A 24417-nucleotide genomic window follows, 5' to 3' on the forward strand; every position below is an offset into this window, starting at 1 on the left:
GGAAACCCTAACGTCTCGGCCTGTGCGGACCCCGGTCGTCATCGGGTCGCCGCGATCGGCTTGACGCCGCGGTGCAGCGCCACGATGCCCGCGGTCAGATCGCGGTAGGCCACACGCTCGAAGCCCGCCGCGCGGAGCCAGGCGGCGACGACGCTCTGCTCCGGCCAGGCCCGGATGGAATCGCCGAGATAGTCGTACGCAGGATTGTTCGACGACGCGAGGCGCACGACGGCGGGCATGACCGTCGACAGGTAGAAGTCGTACGCGGCGGCCAGCGGAGCGATCGGCGGAGTCGAGAACTCGCAGATCACGACCCGGCCGCCGGGCTTCAGCACACGCAGGAACTCGGCGAGCGCCGTCCTCGGCTCGGCCACGTTGCGCAGACCGAACGAGATGGTCACGGCGTCGAACGACTCGTCCTCGAACGGGAGATCCATCGCGTCGGCCTGGACGAACTCGATCCGGTCGTTGCCCGCCTGACGGCGACGGCCGACGGCGATCATCCCCGGGGAGAAGTCGGCTGCGACGACCTGGGCGCCCGACCGCGCCAGCGACGCGCTCGACGTTCCGGTGCCGGCCGCGATGTCGAGGATGCGCTCACCGGGAGCAGGGTTGACGGCGCGAGTCGTCGCGATCCGCCAGAGCCGGTCGTTCCCCACCGAGAGGAGTCCGTTCACCAGGTCGTAAGCGGGAGCCACGGTGTCGAACATCGAGGCGACCTCGTCGGGCCGTTTGGTGAGGTCTGCCTTCGTCACGATCCGCAAGTCTACGGCGAGACGCGGGACGGCGGCTGTGCATCCGCCGTCCCGCGCCCGGTCTGCGCGCTCCCCCCTGGGGAAGCGCCGGGACCGCCCCGCTCCGCCTCGCGCGGCGGCCCCGGACCGGATCACGGTAGCAACGGAGCCCTGCGCCCCGAGCCCCGCGGCATGGGACGTCCCACCTTCTGGCGCGGGCGTACCCTGCTGAGGTGACGCTCATCGGCGCTGGAACCCCCCCGCTGCGTGCGGAGACGACTCCACTGGACTCTCCGCAGTCGCTCCTCTCCCACTCCGACCCGAGGCGGCCCCTCCTCTGGCAGCGCGACGGCGCCGGCCTCAGCGGACGCGGCGAGGCCCTGCGCCTCGAGTTCTCGGGCCCGGAACGGCTGCGGGATGCGGCGGCGGCCTGGCGGCGGCTCTGCGACGCGGCGACGGTGGAGGACCGGGTCGGACTGCCCGGGACGGGGCTGGTCGCGTTCGGGACCTTCGCTTTCTCGAGCCGATCCGAGGCGACGAGCGTGCTGATCGTGCCGCGCACCGTGATCGGGACGCGCGACGGCCGGTCATGGCTGACGCGGATCACGATCGGCGAGGCGGAGAGACCGTATACGCCGAGCGAGGAGCCGCTGGGGGCGGAGTACCACGTGCCGCTCTCGCCGGGTGCGCTGCCGCCGGACGGGTACCGCGCGGCGGTCGCTGCCGCGGTGGAGACGATCCGGGCGGGTGAGCTGTCCAAGGTCGTGATCGCGCGCGATCTGCAGGGGCGGCTCCCGCCGGGGGCGGACCTGCGTCGGATGCTGGGTGCGCTCACCGAGCGTTACCCGGACTGCTGGGGCTTCGCCGTGGACGGATTCCTCGGCGCCAGTCCGGAGACGCTGGTCGCGGTCGATCGGGGCGAGATCTCCGCGAGGGTGTTGGCCGGCACGGCTGCACGCGGAGCGGACCCCCTCGCCGACGCGGACGTGGAGGCCGCTCTGCTCGAGAGTTCGAAGGACCGCTCAGAGCACGCTTTCGCTCTCGCCAGTCTGGTCCGGGAGCTCGAGCCCCACACACGGGAGCTGACGGCGGGCGCCGCCCCGTTCACGCTCCGCCTGCCGAATCTCTGGCACCTCGCGACGGACGTGCGAGGAATTCTGGGCGACTCCTCCAGCGCGCTCGATCTCGTCGATGCTCTTCACCCGACCGCCGCAGTGGCCGGCACTCCGACCGCCGATGCCCTTGCGCTCATCGAGCACCTGGAGCCCTTCGACCGCGGTCGGTACGCAGGACCCGTCGGCTGGATCGACGGCAACGGCGACGGCGAGTGGGCTGTCGGACTCCGCAGCGCCGAGGTCACGGCCGAGGGCGCGGTCACGGCCTGGGCGGGCGCCGGCATCGTGGCCGACAGCGTTCCCGAGTCCGAGCTCGCCGAGACCCGCATGAAGTTCCGCCCGATCACCGACGCGCTGGCATGACGCACGTCGGGAGTCGCTGAAGCCGTCGGCTACCCCGCCGGGTCGCTCTCGAGCCGAGGAGCACCCGGCCGTCGTCCTGCACCCACCGGCGGACGCCCGGGCAGTGCCGGCGGCCGGGTCGTCACGCGACGGCCGGTCGGTGTGGTCCAGTCCGCTGTGCCGTCCGGATGGAGCAGATACGTCCAGCGGTCGCCGTGGCGCACGTGGTGGTGGGCGACGCACAGGGAGGCGAGGTTGTCGGGAGTCGTCTCTCCCCCGTTCCGCCATTCGACGCTGTGGTCGGTCTCCGTCGAGGACGCCGGCCGGGTGCAGCCCGGGAAGCGGCAGGTCTGGTCGCGGAGGCGGACCAGCAGCCTCATCCTCGGCGGTGGGAGCCGGTGGCGGCGCCCGACGGAGACGACCGCGCCGGTCTCCTCGTCGGTCAGCACGGGAGTGAAGGCGGCGTCGTCGTCGATGAGCGCTCGCACCGTCTCGGCAGGGATCGGCCCGTAGCCGTCGAGCTCGGCGGCCGCCTCGTCGTCACCCGCGGCGGTGCTCGCCGCCACGGTGACTCTCACCTCGGCCCGCAGCCCGGTCGAGGGCGCCGCGGCTCCCTCCGGAGTGGTCCCCGCCACGTCCCCGTGGCAGAGCAGGTCGGCCCACGCATCGGCGCGGAGCTGCGCCAGCGTCCGCAGATCGCGGTCCCCTTCGGCGCCGTCCCGCAGATCCCTCGCGATGCGGTCGAGCCGGGCGAGCGCTCCGACGGCCTCGGGCGCGGGGACGTGCGCGCAGACCGTCGCCATGCCGTCGATCCCGGCTGTCATCCACACCCGGCGGTCCTCACGGGCGCGAGCGTGCCGCTCGGCGAGGGGCTCGTCGTGCAGCTCCTCCCGCACCCGCGCGAGGGCGTGGCGCAGCTGCCCCGGGGTCAGCGTCTCCGCGAGGTCGACGGCCCGGTCGTCGTAGGCCGCGCGCACCGCTGCCGGGAGGGTCGCCGCGACGGAGCAGATGAGCTGGCCGGCCTCCCAGCGCATTCTGGCGTCGGCGAGCGCGGACCGGGTCCGCGGCAGCTCCTCCATCAGGAGCGACGCGTGCAGCAGCTCCCTGGCGGCGGTGCGCTCGGAGACCCCGAGGGCGACGGCGAACTCCGCTCGGATCGACCGTTCGACGAGGTCCGTCGCATCCTCGCTGTCCGCCGAGGAGCCTCGGGCGAACGCGTCGGGACAGGTCAGCGCCGCGCAGTGTCCCGCGTGCAGCGCCTCCGCCGCGGACAGGAGCACCGGGGAGGCGCTCCTCGCGAGCGCCGCCGCCCGGTCGCCGAGGGCGAGGACCTCTCCTCGCACGGTCTCCGCATCAGCCATTCCTCCAGCGAAGCAGCAGCTGACGAGCTGCGGAGCTCGAACGAGGCGTCCCCGGGAGAACAGCGTCCGACGACGACCTGTGGAGGACCGTCCGACCGGACCCGCGCGGACTCAGCGCTCGAGCCGGATCTCCACGATGCCCGGCCCGTCACCCGGCGAGGTCAGCGCCTGCTCCAGCTCCCCGCGCGTCGCCGCACGACGGTGGCCCCACCCGTAGGCGCGCGCGAGAGCCTCCAGATCGGCGTTCTGCGGGGTGAACTGCACGCGGTCGAACGCATCGGGATGCGAGCTCGACGCGACCTCGAGTCCGTCGAAGATCGTGCCGCCCCCGTCGTTCACGACGACGAGCTGCACGCGCGGGCGTCGCTCTCCGGGCGGGAGGAGGAGGCCGCCGGCCTCGTGGAGCAGAGTGAGATCGCCGAGGACCGCCCGGGTGACTCCGCCGGCTCCCTGCTCGGTCGCCTGCGAAGCCACCGCGATCCCGAGAGCCGTCGAGATCGTGCCGTCGATGCCGGCGAGGCCGCGGTTCGCCAGGACGGATATCCGCTTGCCCGGCAGGGTCCCGTCGGCGACGCGGATCAGCCGTGACGCTCCGAACAGCAGCCGGTCGTGCGGCCAGGTGACCTTCCAGACCGCGGCGACGACGAAGTCGCGGGTGAGCGGTGCCCTGATCGCGGCGAGGGCGTTGCGCGCGTAGCCGCGGCGGTCCTCGACCGACATCGACCCGGCGTCGGGGACCTCGTCCAGCTCGTCGGGGTCGACCGTCAGGGCGCGGCTCGCGGACACCCAGGATCCGGCCCAGGCGCGCTCGCCGCGCTCGGGACGCGGCGACCCCTCGGGGCGGACCACGTCGACGCCTCCGACGCGGCGGGCGCGCCGGCCGGGGTTGTAGAACTGCTCGCGCACGGCGTCCACGACGATCACCTCGACGTCCTCGCGCCGCAGCAGCTCGGGGACCTCGCGGGAGAGCGTCGGGTGTCCGAGCACGATCGCCCGGCGGATGCGTCCGCCGAAGTCGGGCTCGCCGAGCAGGCGACGCCAGGCGACGACGAGCTGCGGTCCGAAGCGGGCGCCGGAGGAGACCTCGGCCAGCAGCGGCCAGTCGCCGGCGCGAGCGATCTCCTCGGCCGCGGCGCCCGCCTTGTCCCCGGCGATGACGACCGTGAGCGGCTCACCGGGACCGGCGGTCACGACGGCACGCGGGATCCCGGATCGGACAGCGGGCGACGAGACCGGTTCGATCCCCTCCATGTCGGGCAGAGCGGAGGAGAGCGGGTCGCGGAAGGAGAGGTTCAGGTGGACCGGCCCGCGGCGCGCCGCGGTGACGGCACGATCGGCGAGCGCACGCGCGTCCTCGGGCCGGGAGGCGTCGTCCGGAGCAGCGACGTCCTCGAACAGCCGCACGGCACGCCCGTACAGCTCGCGCTGCTCGGCCGTCTGGTTCGAGCGGATGCCGCGCAGCTCGTCGGGCCGGTCGGCAGTCAGCACGATCATCGGCACGTCCGAGGCGTCCGCCTCGAGCACGGCCGGGTGCAGGTTCGCGGTCGCCGTGCCGGAGGTCGTGATCACGAGCGCCGGCATCCCGGATTCGAGGGCGAGGCCCAGCGCCAGGAACCCCGCGGAGCGCTCATCGATCCGCACGTGCAGCCGGACGTCGCCGCGGGTCTCGAGCTCGGCTGCCACCAGGGCGAGCGCCTGCGAGCGGGAGCCCGGAGCGACGACGACGTCGCGGACGCCGAGCGCGACGAAGCGGGTGAGGAGGTCGACCGCGAAACGGGTGGAGGGGGCGACCGGCCGGTGCTCAGGCATCCCGGCGGCCGGGGCCGTCGGCCTCGCCCTGCTCGTCCATGTCGGCGAGGTCGCGCTCGAGCTGGGCGATGCGCTCGGCCTGCAGGCGCTCCTCCTCGGGGTCGCGCTCGGTTCGGAGGGTGCCGAGGAAGTCGGGGTCGTCGTCCGGAGCGGTGTAGCGGCGGCCGGCGGCGCGCTGCTTTCGGGGGCGGCCGATCCAGAACCACAGTCCCGCACCGATGACCGGGAGGATCAGCACCACCAGGAGCCAGGACCACTTCGGGATCGCCCGCACGGCGTGACGGTTGCTCATCGCGACGTCGATCACGGTGTAGACCGTGAAGACGGCGAGGGCCACGAGCAGGCCGATGACGAGGCGGATCATGGACACGAGTCTACGTCCGGCACCCCCGTCGGGGAGGGTCCGCACGGACGCTGGACAGGAGGCTCCCACGGTGCTCACGGAAGCGCGTGCAGGGGCCGACGTACACTGTCCGGGTGAAACTGAGCCGCGCGGTCGTCGTCTACTCGCTCCTGCGCCTGGCGATGTTCGCCGGCGTCTTCGTGCTGGTGTACCTGCCGGCGCGCACCTTCGTCGACTCGGAGCTGACGGCAGCGGTCACCGCGGGCTTCGTCGCCGCGATCGCGAGCCTGTCCCTCTCCTACATCCTGCTGAGGAAGCCCCGCGAGCGCATCGCGGAGGCGATCTACGAGCGCCGCAAGGACGTCCCGCGCGCCCCGACCGACGACGACGTCGAGGACGCCGCGGTCGACGCGACCCGCGACGACCGCTGAGCCGGGCGCTCCCGCCGGCGAGGCCTCCCCTCGGACGCGCGCCTGCTCGCACTAGGCCCGGCGCGCATCAGCCGGTCTCACCCGAACCCGGCCCACCCGAGCCCGCCTCGTGCGAGCCGCCGCTCTAGAACGCCAGCGCCGCCCCGAGGATGACCGCGTAGGCGAGCCCGCCCAGGCTGGTCAGCTGCAGCGCCAGGATGAGCTCCTTCGCCGTCTTCGCCGTCAGGGTGATCAGGATGGCCGGCAGGATCATCAGCAACACGAAGAGCGTCAGCCATGCCAGCGGGTAGAACAGCGCGAGGATCACCGCGATGCCGAACGGGATCAGCACGAAGCCCGTGTAGATCGCCCGGGACACGGCCGGTCCCGCGAGGACCGCGAGGGTCCGCTTGCCCGAGAGGCGGTCGGTCGGGATGTCGCGGATGTTGTTGACCATGAGCACGGCGCAGGCGAACAGGCCCGCCGCCACGGCGCCGAGCCACGACTCCTGGTTGGTGCGGCCGATCTGCACGAACGTGGTGCCGACGGTGGCGACCAGGCCGAAGAACACGAAGACGAAGAGCTCGCCGAGCCCGAGGTAGCCGTAGGGGCGGCGTCCGCCGGTGTAGAACCAGCCGGCCGCGATCGCCGCCGCGCCGACGATCAGGAACCACCACTGCCCCGAGAGGGCGGTGAGCACGAGGCCGGCGACGGCCGCGATCCCGAAGAAGACCAGGGCGACGGTGAGCACCTGGCGGGGCTTCGCCGCTCCGGAGCCGGTCAGCCGCGAGGGTCCGACGCGGTTGGCGTCGGTGCCGCGCACGCCGTCGGAGTAGTCGTTGGCGTAGTTGACGGCGATCTGCAGGGCGAGCGAGACGGCCAGGCAGAGCAGGGCGCGCACCCAGTGCCAGCCCTCGTCGACGACCTGGGTCGCTCCGGTGCCGATGAGCACGGGGGCGACGGCCAGCGGGAGGGTGCGGAGGCGGGCGCCGGCGATCCACTCGCGGGGACCGGCGGGCTTCACGACGACCGTTCGCGGGCTGCCCCCGGGGCGGCCGCTGGAGGACTTCTTCTTGCGACTCGTACTCGACACGGAGGGAATCCTACCCACCGGCCCGTCGACGCTCGGAGCCGGTCAGGCCTGCTCGGCGAGCACCTCGAGGGCGAGGCGGTCGGGCTTCCCGGAGGCGAGGAGGGGGATGCGGCCGACGGGCAGCACGGCCGCGGGAGCGGCGGCGCGCCCGAGGCGGTCGGCGATCAGGGCGCGCAGGTCGGTGAGCGCGGGAGCCTCCTCCGCCGTCACGACGACCGGGACCTCGCCCCACTGCTCGTCCGCCCGCCGCACGACGACCGCGTCGGGGACGGTCCCCTCGCGCAGCACGGCCTCGACGGCGTCGAGCGAGACCTTCTCCCCGCCCGACACGATCACACGGTCGAGCCGACCGGTCACCCGGAGGCGCCCGTCGACGATCGAGCCCGCGTCGCCCGTGCGGTACCAGCGCTCCCCGTCGATCTCGAGGAAGGCGGCGGCGCTGCGCTCGTGGTCGATCGCGCCGTCGGCGTCGAGGTAGCCCTCCGCGAGGGTCGGCCCGCCGAGCAGCACCTGCCCGTCCTCGACGCGCATCCGCACGTCGTGGAGCGGGACGCCGTCGTAGACGCAGCCGCCGGACGTCTCGCTCGATCCGAAGGTCAGGCGGATGCGCACGCCGAGGGCGGCGGCGCGGTCCCGCAGCGGCTGCGGCGTCGCCTGGCCGCCGATCAGGAGCGCGTCGAACGAGCGGAGCGCCTCGGCCGCGGCCGGATCGCGCTCGGCGAGGTCCAGCAGCCGCGCGAGCTGCACGGGGACCAGCGAGGAGTACCGCCGCTCCCCCGCCGGCATCGTCCGAGCGAGAGCGAGGAAGGCCGCCGCGTCGAAGCCGCCGGCCGGGAGGACGACCGGGTCGGCCTCCGCGGTCAGCGAGCGGACGAGCACCTGCAGTCCCGCGACGTAGTGGGTCGGCAGGCAGAGCAGCCAGCGTCCCGGCCCGCCCAGCTCGGCGAGGGTCGCGGAGGCGCTGGTGAGCAGGGCCGCTGTCGAGAGCGCGACCCGCTTGGGCGGCCCCGACGAGCCCGAGGTCTCGACGACGACGGCGACGCGCTGCGGCACGACGGCATCCTCGGAGGCGGTCGCAGCGCCGGGGGCGGAGACGCGGATCGCCGGGCCGCTGCCGTCCAGGGCCGCGCGAAGAGCGAGGAGGACGGCCTCGACCGTCGCGTCGACACCGGCGAGCGGGCGGGTCACCTGCGTGCCCTCCGGCTCAGAACTGCCACGGGAACGGCGACCAGTCGGGCTCGCGCTTCTCGAGGAAGGAGTCTCGTCCCTCGACGGCCTCGTCGGTGCCGTAGGCGAGGCGCGTGGTCTCGCCCGCGAAGAGCTGCTGGCCCACGAGGCCGTCGTCCACGGCGTTGAACGCGTACTTCAGCATCCGGATGGCCGTGGGCGACTTGGTGAGGATCGTCTCGGCCCACTCCACAGCGGTCGTCTCGAGCTCGGCGTGCGGGACGACCGCGTTCACGGCACCCATCTCGTAGGCGCGCTGCGCGGAGTACTCCCGCGCGAGGAAGAACACCTCGCGCGCGGCCTTCTGCCCGATCTGGCGGGCGAAGTACGCCGAGCCGTAGCCCGCGTCGAAGGAGCCGACGTCGGCGTCCGTCTGCTTGAAGCGCCCGTGCTCGGCGGAGGCGAGGGTGAGGTCGCAGACCACGTGCAGCGAGTGCCCGCCTCCCGCGGCCCAGCCGGGGACGGCCGCGATGACGACCTTCGGCATGAAGCGGATGAGGCGCTGCACCTCGAGGATGTGCAGGCGGCCGTTCCGCGCGGAGTCGATGCCCTCGGCGGTCTCGCCGTCGGAGTACCGGTAGCCGTCGCGGCCGCGGATCCGCTGGTCTCCCCCCGAGCAGAACGCCCAGCCTCCGTCGCGCGGGCTCGGGCCGTTGCCGGTGAGGATGACGACGCCGATGCGCGGGTTCGTCCGGGCGTCCTCGAGGGCGCGGAACAGCTCGTCGACCGTGCGCGGCCGGAACGCGTTGCGGACCTCGGGCCGGTCGAACGCGACCCGCGCGATGCGGCCGGAGCGGTCGTGGTGGTAGGTGATGTCCTCGAGTGCGTCGAAGCCGTCGACGGCCGCCCAGCGGTGCGCGTCGAACAGTTCGGAGACCTGCGTGCTCATGTCACGACCCTACTGATCCGGACTGCACGGCGACTCGACACCGCCCGGGCGGACGGAAGGGGACCCCGCTGACGCGGAGTCCCCTTCCGGTGCTCGCCCCTACTTGGCGGCGGAGGTGGTGCGGTTCTCGGCCGACACCATCCAGGCGTACTGCTCGAGGCTCTGGATGATCGCGTGGAGGAGATCCGCGCTGGTCGGGTCCTCCTCGTCCACCTGGTCGTGGACCTCGCGCATGGTGGCGGCGGTGTTCTCGAGGCGGATCGTGACCAGGTCGACGGTCTCGGCCGTGTCGATCTCGCCGTGCGGGTACTCGGGGAGGGTGGTGGTCGCGGCGACGGTGTCGCTGCGGCCGTCCGGGATCCCGTGGAGGGCGCGCATGCGCTCGGCGATGTCGTCGCTGAACTCGCGCGCGGCCTCGATGATCTCGTCGAGCTGCAGGTGGAGGTCCCGGAAGTTCTTGCCGACGACGTTCCAGTGGGCCTGCTTGCCCTGGACGTGGAGCTCGATCAGGTCGACGAGGACGATCTGGAGGCTGTCGAGCAGCTCCTTGGAGGCCTTGAAGCCCTTCTCGGCGTTCTGGCGGCGGCTGGTCTTGGCACCGGAGCCCGCGGGGGCTTCGACGTGGCGTTCGAGGGTGGTGGTCATGGACCGTTCCTTTCTCTTGCAGTGCCGGGTGCGGTGTCCCGCCCCGAGTCTGGCTTCTTCGGCTGGACGGCGCCCGCACGCGCGGGGTGCGCGCGCTGGGCGGGGCCCGTGGTTGCGGGGATCAGATCGTGGCGACGGATCCGGAGTCGACGCGGTAGTTCGAGCCGTTCACGAACGAGGCGCGGTCGGAGCAGAGGAAGGCGATCACGGCTGCGACCTCCTCGGCCTCGCCCCGGCGCTTCAGCTCCATGTACGGCCGCTCCTCGTCGAGGAAGGACGAGATCGCCTCGTCGACCGAGGTGCCCCTCTGCTCGGCGCGCTTCGACATCATCGCGTCGGTCATCGGAGTGCGGATGAACGCGGGCGAGACCGTGTTCACGAGCAGGCCCTCCTGCGCGTAGGAGCGCGAGAGGCCCTTGGCGAAGGCGAGGACGCCCGCCTTCGCGGCGCAGTAGGGCAGTTCGTCGTCGTAGGGCTGCACGGCGTCCTCGGAGGCGGTGAGCACGAGCCGGCCCCAGCCTCCGGTGCGGAGGTCGGGGAGGAACTCGCGCACGAGCCGCACGGGACCGAGCAGGTCGACCTCGAGGGTGCTGGTCCAGCCCTCGTCGTCGATCTCGTGGAAGAGGCCCTGCGCCCCCGTGACTCCGGCGCACTGCACGAGGATGTCGATCGCGCCGACCGCTCCGGCCACGCGGCGGTGCAGCTCGGCGAGCTGCTCCGTGCTGGTGACGTCGGCGGCGAAGGCGTGCAGGCGGCCCTCCGGAGCGTCGAGCCCGGCCGCCGCCCGGTCGAGCTCCGCCTGGTCCTTGTCGGTGATCACGACGGTCGCGCCCTCGGCGAGGAGGAGCTGCGCCGTGGCCAGGCCGATGCCGGAGTCGCCTCCGGTGACGAGGGCGATGCGGCCGCTGATGCCGAGATCCATGCTGAGGTGCTCCTTGTGGGTGCGGTGCGAGGGGGTGGTACCGGTCTACGCCCCTCGGAGCCGGCCCTCAACGGGTTGCGCGGACGCCGTCGGCGGGGTTACGCGCGGCCGACCTTCTCCGGCGCCAGCTCCTCGATGGTGATGGCCGCGTTGATCAGCGCGAGGTGGCTGAGCCCCTGCGGCAGGTTGCCCCAGAAGGCCAGGTCGTCGACCGCGATCATCTCGGACATGATCCCGACGTCGTTCGGGACCGTGGCGACGAGCTCGTCCATCAGGGCGACCGACTCGTCGTGCCGACCGACGCAGGCCAGGGCGGACGCGAGCCAGAACGAGCAGGCCACGAACGGGTGCTCCTCGCCCTCCATGCCGGAGTAGCGGAACAGCAGCGCGCCGCGGCCGAGCTCCTTCACCAGGGCGTCGATGGTGGAGATCATCCGCTCGCCGCGCTCGTAGCCGCTGGGCGCGTGCAGGAGCACCGAGGCGTCCAGCTCCTCGCTGCCCGGGTACATCACGTAGGAGCCGAGCTCCTCGGACCAGCAGTGCTCCTCGATCCACTCCCGGATGCGGTCGCGCTCGAAGCGCCATCGGTCGGGGCTGCCCGCGACCTGGCCGAGCTCCGCCAGGTGCACGGCCGCGTCGAGCGCCTGCCAGCAGCCCATCTTCGAGGAGGTGTAGTGCTGCTCCTCCTCCAGCTCCCACATTCCTGCATCGCGGTTCCGCCACAGGTCGCAGGTGGTGTCGGCGACGCGGGCGAGGAGCCGGCCGGTCTGGATGTCGAGGACGTTGCCCTCGTCGACGTAGATGCGGCAGATGTCGAAGAGGTCGCCGAAGACGCCCAGCTGCAGCTGGCTCTGCGCTGCGTTGCCGGCGACGACCGGGCCGATGCCGGCGTAGCCCGGGACGTCGAACTCCTCCAGGACGGTCGGCATGGAGCCGTCGAGTCCGTAGAAGATGTGCAGATCCGGCCCGTGCTCCTTGATCGTGCGGAGGAGCCAGGACAGCGCGGCGTGCGTCTCCTCGCGCAGGCCGAAGCGCACCAGCGCGTGCATCGTGTACGCGGCGTCGCGCACCCAGGCGAAGCGGTAGTCCCAGTTCTTGCCGCCGTTGGGCGACTCCGGGAGCGACGTGGTCGCGGCCGCGGCGATGGCTCCTGTGGGCGAGTAGATCAGCAGCTTGAGCGCGAGGGCGCTGCGCTGGACGGCCTCGGACCACGGGCCGTCGTAGGAGAACTCCTCCGACCAGTCCTGCCAGCTGCGGATGGTGCGGTCGATGCCGCGGTCGACGTTCTTCGCGACCGGGAAGTGCAGCGGCTCGTCGTGCGTGGCCGACACGACCAGGACGTGCCGCACGGCGTCCTTCCCCGCGGTCACGACGAAGGAGCCCGTCAGCTCGTCGCCGGCGCCGGAGGGCGCGTCGTCGCCGTCGGGCCCGTGCTCCTGCCCGGTGACGCCGATGGTGATGTCTCCGGCGCGGATGAGCGAGCGGCCGTCGGCGTTCTGGATCCACGGGGAGAACCGGCCGAGTCCCGTTCCGGGACGCACGGCCCACCGCATCCGCACCTCGCCGTCGACACCGTCCACGCGGCGCGCGAGCTCGGCCCACGGGAGGCGGCCCGCGATCCCGGTGACGAGCGCGTCCGTCACGCGGACGGTGCCCGACTCGGTGGTGAAGGTGGTCTCGAGGACGTTCGTGTCGCGGATGTAGGCGCGCGAGACCTCGGCGGGCTCCTCGGGGGCGAGTTCGACGCAGCCGCCGGACTCGGCGTCGATCAGGGCGGCGAAGGCGGGGGTGGAGCCGAGGTCCGGGACGGGCATCCAGTCGACGCTGCCGTCCTTCGCGATCAGGGCGACCGTGCGACCGTCTCCGATCGCGGCGTAGTCGCGCAGGGGCCTGGTCGAGCGGGGTGCAGCCATCCCCTCACCGTAGGGCGCGGGCGGTGCGCCGATTCGGGCTTGCGGGCGGACGGGCTTGCTTGTAGCGCCCGGTCAGGTCGTGGCGACTCCGCCGTACTCCTCGAGGCGGTCGGTGAACTCGCCGCGGTCCTCGTCCTGCAGGACCCCGTTCGCGTACCCGGCGAGGAACGCGCCCTGCGGGTCCGGCGAGAGGCCGACTCCGTCCAGCATGTCGGCGACCAGGCCGGTCGGATCGGCGTCGAGGTCGACGAGGCCCAGCTCGATCGCGGGCACGAGGTCGGCGGAGGAGCGGGCGGTGACGATCCAGAGCGCGGCCGAGGCCTCCTCGTCCGAGAGGTCGCCGTCGAGCTCGTAGCCCGCCTCCGACCACTCCTCGGGGGTGTCGGCCACCTCGACGTCGTCGAAGCCGAGGGGCGAGAGCGCTGCGGTGAAGCGGTCGACCGCCGCCTGCCTGTCGGCGTCGGTCGAGACGTCGGCGGCGGCGTACTCGGTCGCCGAGATGTAGTCGTAGAGGAGGGAGGGCCCGCCGTAGGCGTTCTGCGACTGCTCGTAGTACTCGTCGTCGGCCGAGGTCCACTCCTCGGGGACGGCGCCCTCGACGGCCGCGACGGCCTTCTCGGCACTCGCGCGCACGTCCTCCGCGGACGGCTGGCCGAGGATCGTCGCGGCGTCGCCGTCCTGGTAGCCGGGGTAGTCGTAGAGCGGATCGGACGGGTCCCCGCTGCCGAACGGGTCGTCCGTCGGGTCGCCGAACGGCTCGGACGGAGCGCTCGTCGACGCGCTGCCGGCGGCGGAGTCGAGCGCGCCGCCCACTCCGACGGCGACGAGCGTGCCGAGCACGCCGGTGTAGACGACGCCCACGAGGAGGCTCGTGCCCAGCGCGATCCAGGCGCCCCTGCCGAGCGGGCGGTGGGAGGGGACGGAGCCCTGCGTCGGGCCCGGGGCGGGCGCGGGCGGCGGGCTCATCGGCATCTGGCTCATCGCACTCCTCCGGACTCCAACGGCAGCCTCGTCAGTCTGGCACCTCGGCGGTCGCTCGGAGGAGGGACCCCGGGGGCTTGCGCGCGCGTCGCCGACCTCCTGCGCCCGGGTGGCCGCCGCGTAGCCCCGGCCGGTGGACAATGGCCGGATGGACGACGTCGTGCCCGCCTCCCCGCTCCCCTCCCTCGGCGAGATCGACGCGGGACTCCGCGTCGTCGCTCTGCCGCTGCGCACCCTCTTCCGCGGTGTGGACCACCGCGAGATCGCGCTCGTGCGCGGCCCCGAGGGCTGGACCGAGTTCTCGCCCTTCCTCGAGTACGGCGCAGAGGAGTCGGCGGCGTGGCTCCGGGCGGCGATCGACTACGGCTGGAGCGAGCAGCCGGCACCGCTGCGCGACCGCATCCTAGTGAACGCGACCATCCCGGCCGTCGCACCGCACGAGGTCGCCGCCGTGCTCGCGAGCTACCACGGCTGCCGCACGGCGAAGGTGAAGGTCGCCGAGCGCGGCCAGACGCTGGCCGACGACGTGGCCCGGGTCGTCGAGGTCCGCCGCCTGCTCGGTCCGGAGGGCCGGATCCGCGTGGACGCGAACGGCGGCTGGAACCTCGACGAGGCCGAGCACGCCGTCCACGCCCTCGCGGAGTCCGACCTCGAGTACGTCGAGCAGCCGTGCGTGAGCGTCGACGAGCTGGCGGAGCTGCGCTACCGGGTGAAGTACATGGGCATCCCGATCGCCGCCGACGAGAGCGTCCGCAAGGCCGCCGATCCACTCGCCGTCGCCCGGGCCGGAGCCGCGGACCTGCTGGTCCTGAAGGCCCAGCCGCTCGGGGGGACGCGCCGGGCGCTGGCGCTCGTCGCCGAGGCGGGGCTGCCGGCGGTGGTCTCGAGCGCGATCGACAGCTCGGTCGGACTCGCCATGGGCGCCGCCCTGGCCGCGGCGCTCCCCGAGCTGCCCTTCGACTGCGGACTCGGCACCGCGTCCCTCCTCGCCGCGGACGTCACGGAGCGGCCGCTGCGGCCGGTCGACGGCAGCATCCCCGTCGGCCGCGTGGAGATCTCGGAGGAGCTCCTCTCCCGTCACGCCGTGTCGCCGGAGCGGCTCGCCTGGTGGCGGGCGCGGCTCCGCGACTCCTACGCGCTGCTCTGATCGTCGGCGGCGGGCGCCGCGTCCGAGGAGCGGCAGAATGGGAGCGTCGGCCGCCGGTGCCCGACGCGTCCCCCACCCTCGAGCATCGGAGCACCGTGAGCGCATCGACCGTCCCCGTCTTCCTCGACTGCGACACCGGCATCGACGACTCGCTCGCCCTGGCGTACCTCCTCCGCTCGCCCCGGGCCCGCCTCGTCGGGATCAGCACGGTCAGCGGCAACACCGACGCCCGCCGGGCCGCCGTCAACAGCCTCGGCCTGCTCGCGCTGGCAGGCCGCGACGACGTGCCGGTCGCCGTGGGGGCGCACCACTTCCTCGAGGAGGACTACGCCGGCGGATCTCCGCACGTGCACGGCGACGACGGCATCGGCGGGGTCGCGCTGCCCGAGGGCGGCGAGCCGGTCGACGAGGATCCGGCCGACCTCCTCCTCCGTCTCGCTCGTGAGCACGAGGGCGAGCTGCGGCTGGTCGCGATCGGCCCGCTGACGAATCTCGCGCTCGCCCTCCGTGCGCACCCGGAGATCGCGTCCCTCGTCCACTCGGTGACCGTGATGGGCGGAGCCGCGCTGGTCCCCGGCAACGTGACCGCCGTGGCGGAGGCCAACATCTGGCACGACCCTGCGGCCGCCGCCGAGGTCGTCGCGGCCGACTGGGATCTCACGCTCGTGCCCCTGGACGTGACCATGCGGCACCTGCTGACGGAGGAGGACCGCGCGGTCCTGCTCGCGTCGCCCGATCCCCTCGCGCAGGCCATCGGGCAGGCGCTCGACTTCTACTTCGACTTCTATGTCGGCCACTTCGGCGAGCGCACCGCTGCCATGCACGACCCGATGGCCGCCGCGATCGCCGTCGACGCCGTCGCCCTCACCTCCGCCCCGCGCGTCCACGTCACTGTCGACGCCACCCACGGCCCCGGCCGCGGCCAGACCGTCGCCGACCTCCGCGGCATCTACCGCGGCGTCCATCCCTCCGACGCCCGCACCCGCGTCGTCCTCGCCCTCGACGCTCCTTTCGCCCCCCACCTCATCGACGTCGTCACCGCCGTCTGACCCGTCCGCCGTCGCCCCCGGCGTCCACCACCGCCACCCGACAGGCACGGATCCGCCCGCAGCCCGCCCGTGCCCCCTGTGCGCGACACGCCCGCTCCGCGCACTACTCGATCAGCAGGCACCGCCCCCTGCGCGTCCATCTGCGGGAACTCGATCGGCCCGCTCCCCGCGTTCGCGCCATGGGATCTCGATACGCGCGCCGCGCGCGCTACCCGATCAGCATGTTCCGTCGACCGCCGTCTACCCCGGCCCTCCCGCGAAGCCCAGCTCATCAGACCCGACCGCGAAGCGGAGCCCACCCGGACCCGACCGCGAAGCGGAGCCCAACGAACTCGACCGCGTAGCGGAGCCCAACGAACCCGACCGCATAGCGGAGCCCGGCCAGACCCGACCGCGAAGCGGAGGCCTCCCGCGGCGACCGCGAAGCGGAGCCGTCCTCGTTCGTGTCCTGGTAAGCGGTCGGCGGGGCCTGGTGGGGTCGATCGCAAGGCGGAGGCGTCGGGCGTAGCCGGAGCTACGTTCGTCGCCGACAACGCCGCGAGCGGCCCCGCCAGGCCCCGCCGACCCGATCGCAAGGCGGAGGGGTCGGGCGTAGCGGAGCTACGTTCGTCGCCGACAATGCCGCGAGCGGCCCCGCCAGGCCCCGCCGATCACATGCCGGTGTCGAGGCCGGAGTAGGCGTGGAGTCCCTTGAAGAACACGTTGACGACGCCGAAGTTGAACATGACGGCTGCGAAGCCGACGATGGCGAGCCAGGCGGAGGGGGTGCCGCGCCAGCCGCGGGTGGCGCGGGCGTGGATGTAGCCGGCGTAGATGGTCCAGATGATGAAGGTCCAGACCTCCTTGGTGTCCCAGCCCCAGTAGCGGCCCCAGGCCTTCTCGGCCCAGACGGCGCCGGCGATGAGCGTGAAGGTCCAGAGGATGAAGCCGAGGATCGTGACGCGGTAGGCGAGGTTCTCGAGGGTGAGGGAGCTGGGCAGGGTGCGCAGGAAGCGGAGGACCGAGCGGGGGCTGTCGCCGGAGGATTCGCGGCGGGCCTGGAGGAGCTGGGTGACCGAGAGCGCGAAGCCGAGGGCGAAGAACGCGGTGCCGAGGATCGCGACGAGCACGTGGATGACCAGCCAGTAGGACTGGAGTGCCGGCGGGAGCGGGACGACGGCGACGTAGTAGTTGACGGTCGCGATGCCGAGGAGCACCAGGACGAGGCCGGTGATGAACGCTCCGAGGAAGCGGAGGTCCCAGCGCAGCTGGACGGCGAGGAAGACGCCGATGATGATGAGCGTCCCGGTCATCGAGAACTCGTACATGTTCGCCCAGGGAACGCGGCCGGCGGCGACGCCGCGGAGGACGGTCGCGCCGAGGTGGAGCACGAAGCCGAGGAGCGTGAGCGAGAACCCGATGCGCATGGTCTTCGAGCGGGCGGGGGCGCGGTAGACCTCGTCCTCGACGCGGCTGCCGATGCGGGAGAGAGTCGCGGTGCGTCCGGAGCCTGCGGCCGCGACGGTGGCCTTGCCGCTGGCCGCGCGGTCGGCGGCGGCCGCGGAGGCGACGCGCTCCGCCTCCTGCACGACCTCGATCGACTCGCCGTCGGCCAGGGAGGCGCGGCGGGCGAGGTCGATCGCGAAGAAGACGAACGCCATGGCGTAGATGCCCATGGCGGAGGAGAGGCACAGCACCGAGTACTGCGAGAGGGTCGCGATCACCTCCTCAGGGTAATCGCTCGCCGCCCCGCCCGCCCCTTCGCGCTTGCACAGACTCGGCCCCTGCCCAGCCGGGCGGCGCCTGTGGAGGGGCCTCCGGGGCGTCCGGGAGGCGGGTCAGTCGAGCGGGGCGTGCCGGTCGGCGATCGTCCGCACGGCGCGCACCAGCTGGGGGTCCTCGCCGCGGGCGAGTCCCGCGTACTCGAGGAGGAGGCCGCCGTCGTCCTGGGCGGTCGCCTTCACCCACACGCGGCGCCGCGGGACGAACAGCGAGGTGAGGAGTCCGGCGAGCACGAGGATCGCGAAGAGCAGCACCCAGCCCTGGGTCGCGTCGTGGTGGATGTCGAACGAGGCGAAGCGCTTGACGCTGTCGGTGCCGATCCGCGTCGGGTCGGCGCCCGTGTTGTCGAAGGTCACGCTGCCGAGCCCGTTCGGGAGCTCGGCCGTGTCGCCGGGCTTGAGGGTGATCGGCGCGACGCCGGTGGTGCCGCCGGTGAGCCGGGTCAGCGAGTCGGTGTTGAGCACGTAGACGGACGTGGGCACTCCCCCGTCGAGGCCGAGGTCGCCCGCGAAGACGTTCAGCGAGAGCACGGGGTACTGCAGGTCGGGGAAGATCGAGGTCGACGCCCCGGAGGCCAGCGTGTCCTGCGTCGGGTAGAAGAAGCCGGTGAGGCCCAGCTGCTCCGAGAGCCCGTCCGGCACCTTGACGACGCCGACGGAGGTCAGGTTCGCGTCCTGCGGGAGGAACGGCACCGAGTCGGTGAAGATCGCCCGGCCGGAGGGATCCCGGACCGTGATCGTCGGCGCGTAGCCGTTGCCGAGGAGGTAGACGTTCGTGCCGCCGATCGCCAGCGGGTCGTTGACCTTGATCGTGCGGTCCTCGGTGCCCCCGCCGCGCTCGGAGGTCGTGACGTTCGCGGTGAAGTCGACGGGCTGGCCGAGCGCCGACTGGTTCTGCTCCTCGTACTTCACGTCGAGGCTGTCGAGGGTCAGCTGGTACGGGTCGAGCTGGCTGCTGTCGAAGAAGCGGCCGGGGTTGAAGGAGTCGTAGGCCGCGAGGTTGTTCGCGAACCCCTGGGAGCCCTCGACCAGCACGCGCTGCCCGCTGTAGCCGAACCCGCCGCCCACTCCGACGGCGACGAGGATGCCGACCAGGGCGGAGTGGAAGACCAGGTTGCCGGTCTCGCGGAGGTAGCCGCGCTCGGCCGAGACGCTCGACCAGCGGCCGCGCGGGTCGTCGTAGCGCTCGACACGGTAGCCCGCCCGGCGCAGGACGGAGTGGGCGGAGGCGACGGCCTCCTCCTCCGTCGCGCCCTCGACCTCGCGGACGGTGTAGCCGGCGAGGCGCTGCAGGCGCGCGGGGGTGCGCGGCGGCCGCGACCGCATCGCCTGGAAGTGGTGGCGCGTGCGCGGGACGATGCAGCCGATCAGGGAGATGAACAGCAGCAGGTAGATGCTCGAGAACCAGGCGGAGGTGTAGGTGTCGAACGCCTGCACCTTGTCGAGCAGGGGCGCGAGGTCGGGGTTGTCGACGAAGTACTGGGTCACGCCGTTGGGGTCGGAGGAGCGCTGCGGCACGAGCGATCCGGGGACCGCCGCGATCGCCAGCAGCAGCAGCAGGAACAGCGCCGTGCGCATGCTGGTGAGCTGGCGCCACATCCAGCGGAGCCAGCCGGTGAACCCGAGCGCCGGCTGCGTGACGGTGCCGTCGGAGTCGTAGTGGTCGGCGGGGCGGAAGGAGGCGTCCGTCCTCCGCTGCGCGGCCTCGTCGGGGCGGCGCGTGCTCTCCTCGGGCTCAGATCGCCGGCTGGAAGCCATCGATCACCGCCGAGAGGGATCCGTAGACGAGGGTGTTCCAGATGCCCGTGACCATCAGGACTCCGATCAGGACGAGGGCGGCGCCGCCGAGGATGTTGACCACGCGGATGTGGCGCTTCACGAAGGCGAGCGTGCTGGTCACCCAGCTGAAGCCGAAGGCGACGAGGAGGAAGGGGATGCCGAGTCCGAGGCAGTAGACCAGGGCGAGGAGGGCGCCGCGCCAGGGCGAGCCCACGCCGTAGCTGAGGGCGAGGATCGAGCTCAGCGTCGGGCCGAGGCAGGGCGTCCAGCCGACGCCGAAGACGATGCCGAGCAGCGGCGCTCCGATCAGCCCGGTGGCGGGACGGATCCCGGGTCGGAGCGTGCGCTGGAGGAACGAGAACTGCCCGATGAAGACGAGCCCCATCGCGATCACGACGAGCCCGAGGACGCGGGTGATCAGGTCGGTGTACTGGCGCAGCCAGAAGCCGACCGTGCCCGCCGCCGCCCCGTAGAGGACGAACACCAGCGAGAATCCGAGCACGAAGAGGAGCACCCCCAGCACGACCCGGCGGCGTCCGCGGGCCGCGCGCTCGTCGGCGTCGGTGAATCCGCCGACGTAGGCGAGGTAGCCGGGCACCAGCGGGAGCACGCAGGGCGACGCGAAGGACACGAGCCCGGCCAGGAGCGCGATCGGCACGGCCAGCAGGAGCTGACCGCTGACGACGATGTCGCCCACGCCGCTACTCCCCCTCGGCGAGCGTGTCGCCCACGAGGGTCGAGAGGATCGACGCCTCCTGGAGCTGGCCGAGGATGCGCGACGCGACGCGCCCCTCCCTGTCGAGGACGAGCGTCGTGGGCACGGCGTTCGGCGGGACGGTGCCGGTGAAAGCGAGCTGCACCGACGAGTCGGTGTCGACGATGGAGGGGTAGCCGAGCCCGAAGGTCTCGGCGAAGGCGGCCGCGGTGGGGGCCTGATCGCGCACGTTGACGCCGACGAACGACACGCCCTTGTCGGCGAACTCCGTGTTCACCGTCTCGAGGTCAGCGGCCTCGGCGCGGCACGGGGCGCAGCTGGCGTACCAGAAGTTGACGACGACGACCTGCCCGGCGAGGTCGGCGGAGTCGATGGTGGCGCCGGTTTCGTCGGTGCCGGAGAAGACGATGGGGTCGTCCCGGTCGGCGGCGGCGATCTCGGTGACGGTGCCGTCCCCCGAGATGTAGCCCTTGTTGCTGCCGTTGCGGTACTGGTCGGCGAGCGGATCCTCGGAGCAGCCCGTCAGCGCGAGCGCGGCGGCCAGCGCGAGGACGCCCGCTGCGCGGAGCCGCCCCGTCCGGCGCATCAGACCGCTCCCACGTCGGTGGCCAGGCCCTGCAGGCCGGCGGCCGGGTCGGAGTAGCCGACCTCGACGAAGCCGTCCCCGCGCCGCTCGAGGGTCGTGATGCTCGAGAGCGCGCAGCGGCGCTTGCGCGGATCGTGGAAAAGGCGCTCGCCGGCGAGGGCGCGGTGGACCGTCCAGATGGGGAGCTGGTGGCTGACGATCGCGGCGTCGCCCTCCTCCGTGCTCTCCCACGCCGACTCGATCGCCGCGTACATCCGCGCCGAGATGGAGAGGTACGGCTCGCCCCAGCTGGGCTCGAAGGGGTTGCGGAGCCAGGGCCAGTGCTTGGGGTTCCGCAGGGCGGAGCTGCGCGCGGCGAGGGACTTCCCCTCGAAGCGGTTGCTCGGCTCGATCACCCGCTCATCGGTGCGGATCTCGAGCTCGAACGCCTGCGAGATCGGCTGCGCGGACTCCTGCGTGCGCTGGAGCGGCGAGGCGATCAGCGCCGTGACGTGGCGCCGGCGCTCGAGCAGGTCGTCGGCGGCGGAGCGGGCCATGCGGTGGCCCAGATCCGAGAGCCGGAAGTTCGGGAGTCGCCCGTAGAGGACCCGGTCGGGGTTGAACACCTCGCCGTGCCGCACGAGATGGATCTGATCGGCAACCACGAGCGTCAAGTGTACGGAACGCGGCGTGGGGGAACGCCGGGAAAAGGGTCGCCTGAGCCGGACCTGAGCGGAGCCTCAGCGCCGCGCAGAGACCGCCGCCGACAGCCGCCGCACGAGCGGTCCGGGCAGGTGCCGCACCACGGCCATCGGGACTCCGAAGCGCACCGACGGCACCGAGACGACGGAACCGCGCGCGACGTCGCGGAGGAACTCCTCCACCACTGCGTCCGCATCGAGCCAGAGGAAGGAGGGGATGGAGGAGGTGTCCATCGCCGCCCGCTCGTGGAACTCGGTGCGCACCCAGCCCGGGCAGAGCGCGGCCGAGCGGACGCCGGTGCCGCGCAGCTCGACGGCCAGCGACTGCGCGAAGGCGGTCGCCCACGCCTTCACCGCGGAGTAGGGGCCGAGGTGCACGAAGCCCGCGACGCTCGAGACCGTGAGGATCGCGCCGCGGCCGCGGGTGGTCATCGCCTCCGCCGCCGCACCCGAGAGCACGGCGACCGAGCGCACCATCACCTCGAAGGCGTGGTCCTGGGCGGCGACGTCCGGCTCGGCGAAGGTCCCGTCGATCCCGAAGCCGGCGTTGTTGACGAGGACGCGGACCGGTCGGGCCGGATCGACGAGCCGCGCGCGCACGCGCTCGACCTGCTCGCGGTCGCCGAGGTCCGCGGGCAGGACCTCGACCGCCGCGGCGCCGAGGCCGCGCAGTCCGGCCGCCGCCTCCTGGAGGCGCTGCTCGCTGCGGGCGACGAGGACGAGGCTCCAGCCGCGGCGCGCGAACGCCCGGGCGAAGGCGAGGCCGATGCCGGAGGACGCGCCGGTGATCAGTGCGGTGCTCATGCTCCGACGCTACCCGTCGCCGCCCGGCGGCCCCCGAGTAGACTCCCCTACCGTGACCGACGAGACCCGCCTCCCCCGAACCACTGTCAAGAAGCTCGCCGCGCTCGAGGACGGACCCGTCCGCGTGTCCGGCTGGGTCGAGACCGTGCGCGACCAGAAGAAGGTGCAGTTCGTCGTCCTGCGCGACGAGTCCGGTGCCGTGCAGCTGGTGAACCCGGCCGTGCGCGAAGCCGTCGAGGGCGACGACGCGTCGGCTGCGCGCCTCGCGATCACCGAGGAGATCTCCGGCCTCGCCCAGGGCTCCTTCATCACCGTCACCGGCGCGCTCAAGCACGACGAGCGCGTGAAGCTCGGCGGCATCGAGGTCAGGATCGAGACGCTCGAGGTCGTCGCCGCGTCGATCCCGGAGGCGCCGATCGCGCCCGACTCCGGCATCGACAAGCGCATGGACTGGCGCTTCCTCGACCTGCGCCGTCCCGAGCAGAACCTCATCGCCCGTGTGCAGACCACGTTCGAGCACGCGCTGCGCACGTACTGGATCGAGCACGACTTCATCGAGATCCACACCCCGAAGCTCATGGCGAGCGCCTCGGAGTCGCGGGCCGAGCTCTTCGAGGTCGAGTACTTCGAGACGAAGGCCTACCTGGCGCAGAGCCCCCAGTTCTTCAAGCAGATGGCGCAGCCCGCCGGCTTCGGCAAGGTCTTCGAGGTCGGCCCCGCCTTCCGCGCCGACCCCAGCTTCACCTCGCGTCACGCGACCGAGTTCACGAGCGTCGACGCCGAGGTCTCCTGGATCGACTCGCACGAGGACGTCATGGAGCTGCACGAGCAACTGATGGTCGCCGGCCTCACCGCCGTCGTCGAGAAGCACGGCGCCGAGGTCAAGGCGCTCTTCGACATCGACCTGACCGTCCCGACCACGCCGTTCCCGCGCATCCCGCTCGCCGAGGCCAAGCGCATCGTCGCCGAGCGCGGCTACGAGGTGCCCCGCGCCGACGACGACATGGACCCCGAGGGCGAGCGCCGCATCGCGGCCTACGTGCAGGAGGAGTTCGGGCACGACTTCGTGTTCCTCACCGACTACGCGTCGAGCATCCGGCCGTTCTACCACATGCGCCGCGAGGGCGACGGGACGATCACCAACAGCTACGACCTCATCTACAACGGCGTCGAGATCTCGACCGGAGCGCAGCGCGAGCACCGCGTCGACGTCCTCGTCGAGCAGGCCCGCGAGAAGGGCCTGGACCCGGAGGAGCTCGAGTTCTACCTCGACTTCTTCCGCTACGGCGTCCCGCCGCACGGCGGCTTCGGCATGGGCCTCTCGCGCGTGATCATGCTGATGCTGAACCAGGCGAACCTCCGCGAGGTCACCTACCTGTTCCGCGGCCCGACCCGCCTGCTGCCCTAGGCGCGCACCACGGTCGAGGGAACCCCGGACCATCGAGACCGCCGCGGACGGCGGGTCCCCTCGACGGGCCGGGGTTCCCTCGCGCCAGCGGCTAAGGAGCCGGCAGCACCACGAGGTCGAGGTAGTCGGCCAGGCACGCCACCATGTCCACCGCGTCGCGCTCGAGCAGCCACTGCAGCTGCACGCCGTCCCAGAGCGCGATGATCGACGCCGCCACCCGCTCCGGATCGGACCCCTCGCGGAGGCGCCCGGCGGCCTGGAGCTCGCGCAGCTCGGCCGTGTACTCGCTGCGGAGCCGGCGGAACCGCGCGGCGAAGAAGTCGCGCCCCGGGTGCTCCTGCGTCGTCGACTCCCCGCAGAGCACGGCGTACAGCTCGATCACTCCGGGCGCCGTCTCGTTGTAGCGGGTCTGCCGCAGGATGCCGGCGACCAGCCCCTCCTCCGGGTCCGGCGGCGAGGAACCGTCGCCCGTGATCAGGTCGCGGTGCTCGAGGACCGCGAAGAGCAGGTCGGTCTTCGACGGGAAGTAGTGCAGGAGGCTCGTCTGGCTGAGCCCGACGCGGTCGGCGACCTCCTGGAGGGAGCCGCGGGCGTAGCCCCGCGCGGCGAAGACCTGGTGGGCGGCCTCGATGATGGCGCGGCGGCGCTCGGCCGACTTCGCGTACGGGCCGCGTCGCCTCGTCGCCTCCGCCATCGACCCCTCCT

23 protein-coding genes are annotated in these 24417 nt (G+C 72.7%); 5 read left to right on the forward strand and 18 right to left on the reverse strand.

The genetic code is table 11. From position 1 onward, the window contains the following. Positions 1 to 38: 38 nt before the first annotated feature. Complete coding sequence (ubiE, locus tag C5D50_RS00420; RefSeq protein WP_104226060.1) at positions 39 to 755, reverse strand: bifunctional demethylmenaquinone methyltransferase/2-methoxy-6-polyprenyl-1,4-benzoquinol methylase UbiE; 717 nt, start codon at positions 753 to 755, stop codon at positions 39 to 41. A gap of 212 nt (positions 756 to 967) precedes the next feature. On the opposite strand from ubiE, the gene C5D50_RS00425 reads away from it, so the two are divergent. Next, complete coding sequence (locus tag C5D50_RS00425; protein ID WP_374955338.1) at positions 968 to 2212, forward strand: isochorismate synthase MenF; 1245 nt, start codon at positions 968 to 970, stop codon at positions 2210 to 2212. A 29-nt stretch (positions 2213 to 2241) separates the two neighbouring features. On the opposite strand, the gene C5D50_RS00430 is transcribed toward C5D50_RS00425, so the two are convergent. The 3 genes from C5D50_RS00430 to C5D50_RS00440 all read right to left on the reverse strand — a co-directional run bounded on the left by C5D50_RS00430 (position 2242) and on the right by C5D50_RS00440 (position 5725). Next, complete coding sequence (locus tag C5D50_RS00430; RefSeq protein ID WP_104282429.1) at positions 2242 to 3552, reverse strand: HNH endonuclease signature motif containing protein; 1311 nt, start codon at positions 3550 to 3552, stop codon at positions 2242 to 2244. Positions 3553 to 3663: 111 nt separating this feature from the next. Further along, the gene (gene menD, locus C5D50_RS00435; RefSeq protein WP_104282430.1) at positions 3664 to 5361 is read right to left on the reverse strand and encodes a 2-succinyl-5-enolpyruvyl-6-hydroxy-3-cyclohexene-1-carboxylic-acid synthase; all 1698 of its coding nucleotides are present in this window, start codon (positions 5359 to 5361) and stop codon (positions 3664 to 3666) included. Then, complete coding sequence (locus tag C5D50_RS00440; protein WP_104225908.1) at positions 5354 to 5725, reverse strand: PLD nuclease N-terminal domain-containing protein; 372 nt, start codon at positions 5723 to 5725, stop codon at positions 5354 to 5356. The genes menD and C5D50_RS00440 overlap by 8 nt, the downstream gene beginning before the upstream one ends. A gap of 113 nt (positions 5726 to 5838) precedes the next feature. On the opposite strand from C5D50_RS00440, the gene C5D50_RS00445 reads away from it, so the two are divergent. After that, complete coding sequence (locus C5D50_RS00445) at positions 5839 to 6135, forward strand: DUF4229 domain-containing protein (RefSeq protein WP_104239140.1); 297 nt, start codon at positions 5839 to 5841, stop codon at positions 6133 to 6135. A gap of 124 nt (positions 6136 to 6259) precedes the next feature. Here the strand turns inward: C5D50_RS00445 and C5D50_RS00450 are convergent, their stop codons facing one another. From C5D50_RS00450 to C5D50_RS00480, 7 genes are all read right to left on the reverse strand, one after another. Continuing rightward, positions 6260 to 7207 carry a 1,4-dihydroxy-2-naphthoate polyprenyltransferase gene (locus C5D50_RS00450; protein ID WP_374953789.1) on the reverse strand — a complete coding sequence of 316 codons (948 nt, stop codon included), beginning with the start codon at positions 7205 to 7207 and terminating at the stop codon, positions 6260 to 6262. Between the two features lie 42 nt (positions 7208 to 7249). Beyond that, positions 7250 to 8395: an AMP-binding protein gene (locus C5D50_RS00455; RefSeq protein ID WP_104282431.1), complete on the reverse strand. Its 1146-nt coding sequence runs from the start codon at positions 8393 to 8395 to the stop codon at positions 7250 to 7252. A gap of 16 nt (positions 8396 to 8411) precedes the next feature. Next, positions 8412 to 9323, reverse strand: coding sequence for a 1,4-dihydroxy-2-naphthoyl-CoA synthase (locus C5D50_RS00460; protein ID WP_068255374.1), 912 nt, complete (start codon positions 9321 to 9323; stop codon positions 8412 to 8414). 99 nt (positions 9324 to 9422) lie between these two features. Next, positions 9423 to 9968: a Dps family protein gene (locus C5D50_RS00465; protein ID WP_104223596.1), complete on the reverse strand. Its 546-nt coding sequence runs from the start codon at positions 9966 to 9968 to the stop codon at positions 9423 to 9425. A 121-nt stretch (positions 9969 to 10089) separates the two neighbouring features. Continuing rightward, positions 10090 to 10890 carry an SDR family NAD(P)-dependent oxidoreductase gene (locus tag C5D50_RS00470; protein WP_104225910.1) on the reverse strand — a complete coding sequence of 267 codons (801 nt, stop codon included), beginning with the start codon at positions 10888 to 10890 and terminating at the stop codon, positions 10090 to 10092. A gap of 98 nt (positions 10891 to 10988) precedes the next feature. Further along, entirely contained in the window at positions 10989 to 12803 is a 1815-nt protein-coding gene (locus C5D50_RS00475; protein WP_104247930.1) for a glycoside hydrolase family 15 protein, read from the reverse strand. A 72-nt stretch (positions 12804 to 12875) separates the two neighbouring features. Further along, positions 12876 to 13784, reverse strand: a complete 909-nt coding sequence (locus tag C5D50_RS00480; protein ID WP_104233420.1) for a hypothetical protein — start codon at positions 13782 to 13784, stop codon at positions 12876 to 12878. A gap of 148 nt (positions 13785 to 13932) precedes the next feature. Between C5D50_RS00480 and C5D50_RS00485 the strand changes: the two genes are divergently transcribed. Continuing rightward, entirely contained in the window at positions 13933 to 14931 is a 999-nt protein-coding gene (locus tag C5D50_RS00485) for an o-succinylbenzoate synthase (RefSeq protein WP_104282432.1), read from the forward strand. Positions 14932 to 15026: 95 nt separating this feature from the next. Next, positions 15027 to 15980 carry a nucleoside hydrolase gene (locus tag C5D50_RS00490; RefSeq protein WP_104239146.1) on the forward strand — a complete coding sequence of 318 codons (954 nt, stop codon included), beginning with the start codon at positions 15027 to 15029 and terminating at the stop codon, positions 15978 to 15980. A gap of 650 nt (positions 15981 to 16630) precedes the next feature. Here C5D50_RS00490 and ccsB read toward each other — a convergent pair. From ccsB to C5D50_RS00520, 6 genes are all read right to left on the reverse strand, one after another. Then, a complete protein-coding gene (ccsB, locus tag C5D50_RS00495) occupies positions 16631 to 17635 on the reverse strand; it encodes a c-type cytochrome biogenesis protein CcsB (protein ID WP_104224871.1) in 1005 nt (334 codons plus the stop codon). A gap of 162 nt (positions 17636 to 17797) precedes the next feature. After that, entirely contained in the window at positions 17798 to 19498 is a 1701-nt protein-coding gene (locus C5D50_RS00500; protein WP_104282433.1) for a cytochrome c biogenesis protein ResB, read from the reverse strand. Next, positions 19476 to 20216 (reverse strand): cytochrome c biogenesis CcdA family protein, encoded by a 741-nt coding sequence (locus C5D50_RS00505; protein WP_244230512.1) that lies wholly within the window; start codon positions 20214 to 20216, stop codon positions 19476 to 19478. Before C5D50_RS00505 ends, C5D50_RS00500 begins: the two co-directional genes overlap by 23 nt. A 4-nt stretch (positions 20217 to 20220) precedes the next feature. After that, the gene (locus tag C5D50_RS00510; RefSeq protein ID WP_104249773.1) at positions 20221 to 20820 is read right to left on the reverse strand and encodes a TlpA disulfide reductase family protein; all 600 of its coding nucleotides are present in this window, start codon (positions 20818 to 20820) and stop codon (positions 20221 to 20223) included. After that, complete coding sequence (locus tag C5D50_RS00515) at positions 20820 to 21464, reverse strand: histidine phosphatase family protein (protein ID WP_104224864.1); 645 nt, start codon at positions 21462 to 21464, stop codon at positions 20820 to 20822. The genes C5D50_RS00510 and C5D50_RS00515 overlap by 1 nt, the downstream gene beginning before the upstream one ends. Before the next feature lie 75 nt (positions 21465 to 21539). Continuing rightward, a complete protein-coding gene (locus C5D50_RS00520) occupies positions 21540 to 22304 on the reverse strand; it encodes an SDR family oxidoreductase (RefSeq protein ID WP_104224863.1) in 765 nt (254 codons plus the stop codon). A gap of 52 nt (positions 22305 to 22356) precedes the next feature. Between C5D50_RS00520 and aspS the strand changes: the two genes are divergently transcribed. Then, the gene (aspS, locus tag C5D50_RS00525; RefSeq protein ID WP_258069506.1) at positions 22357 to 23712 is read left to right on the forward strand and encodes an aspartate--tRNA(Asn) ligase; all 1356 of its coding nucleotides are present in this window, start codon (positions 22357 to 22359) and stop codon (positions 23710 to 23712) included. 91 nt (positions 23713 to 23803) lie between these two features. Here aspS and C5D50_RS00530 read toward each other — a convergent pair whose 3' ends face one another. After that, positions 23804 to 24406, reverse strand: a complete 603-nt coding sequence (locus tag C5D50_RS00530; RefSeq protein WP_244230513.1) for a TetR/AcrR family transcriptional regulator — start codon at positions 24404 to 24406, stop codon at positions 23804 to 23806. Positions 24407 to 24417 lie beyond the last annotated feature (11 nt).

Origin of the sequence: Rathayibacter sp. RFBD1, assembly GCF_002932915.1 — a bacterium.
Classification (GTDB): domain Bacteria; phylum Actinomycetota; class Actinomycetes; order Actinomycetales; family Microbacteriaceae; genus Rathayibacter.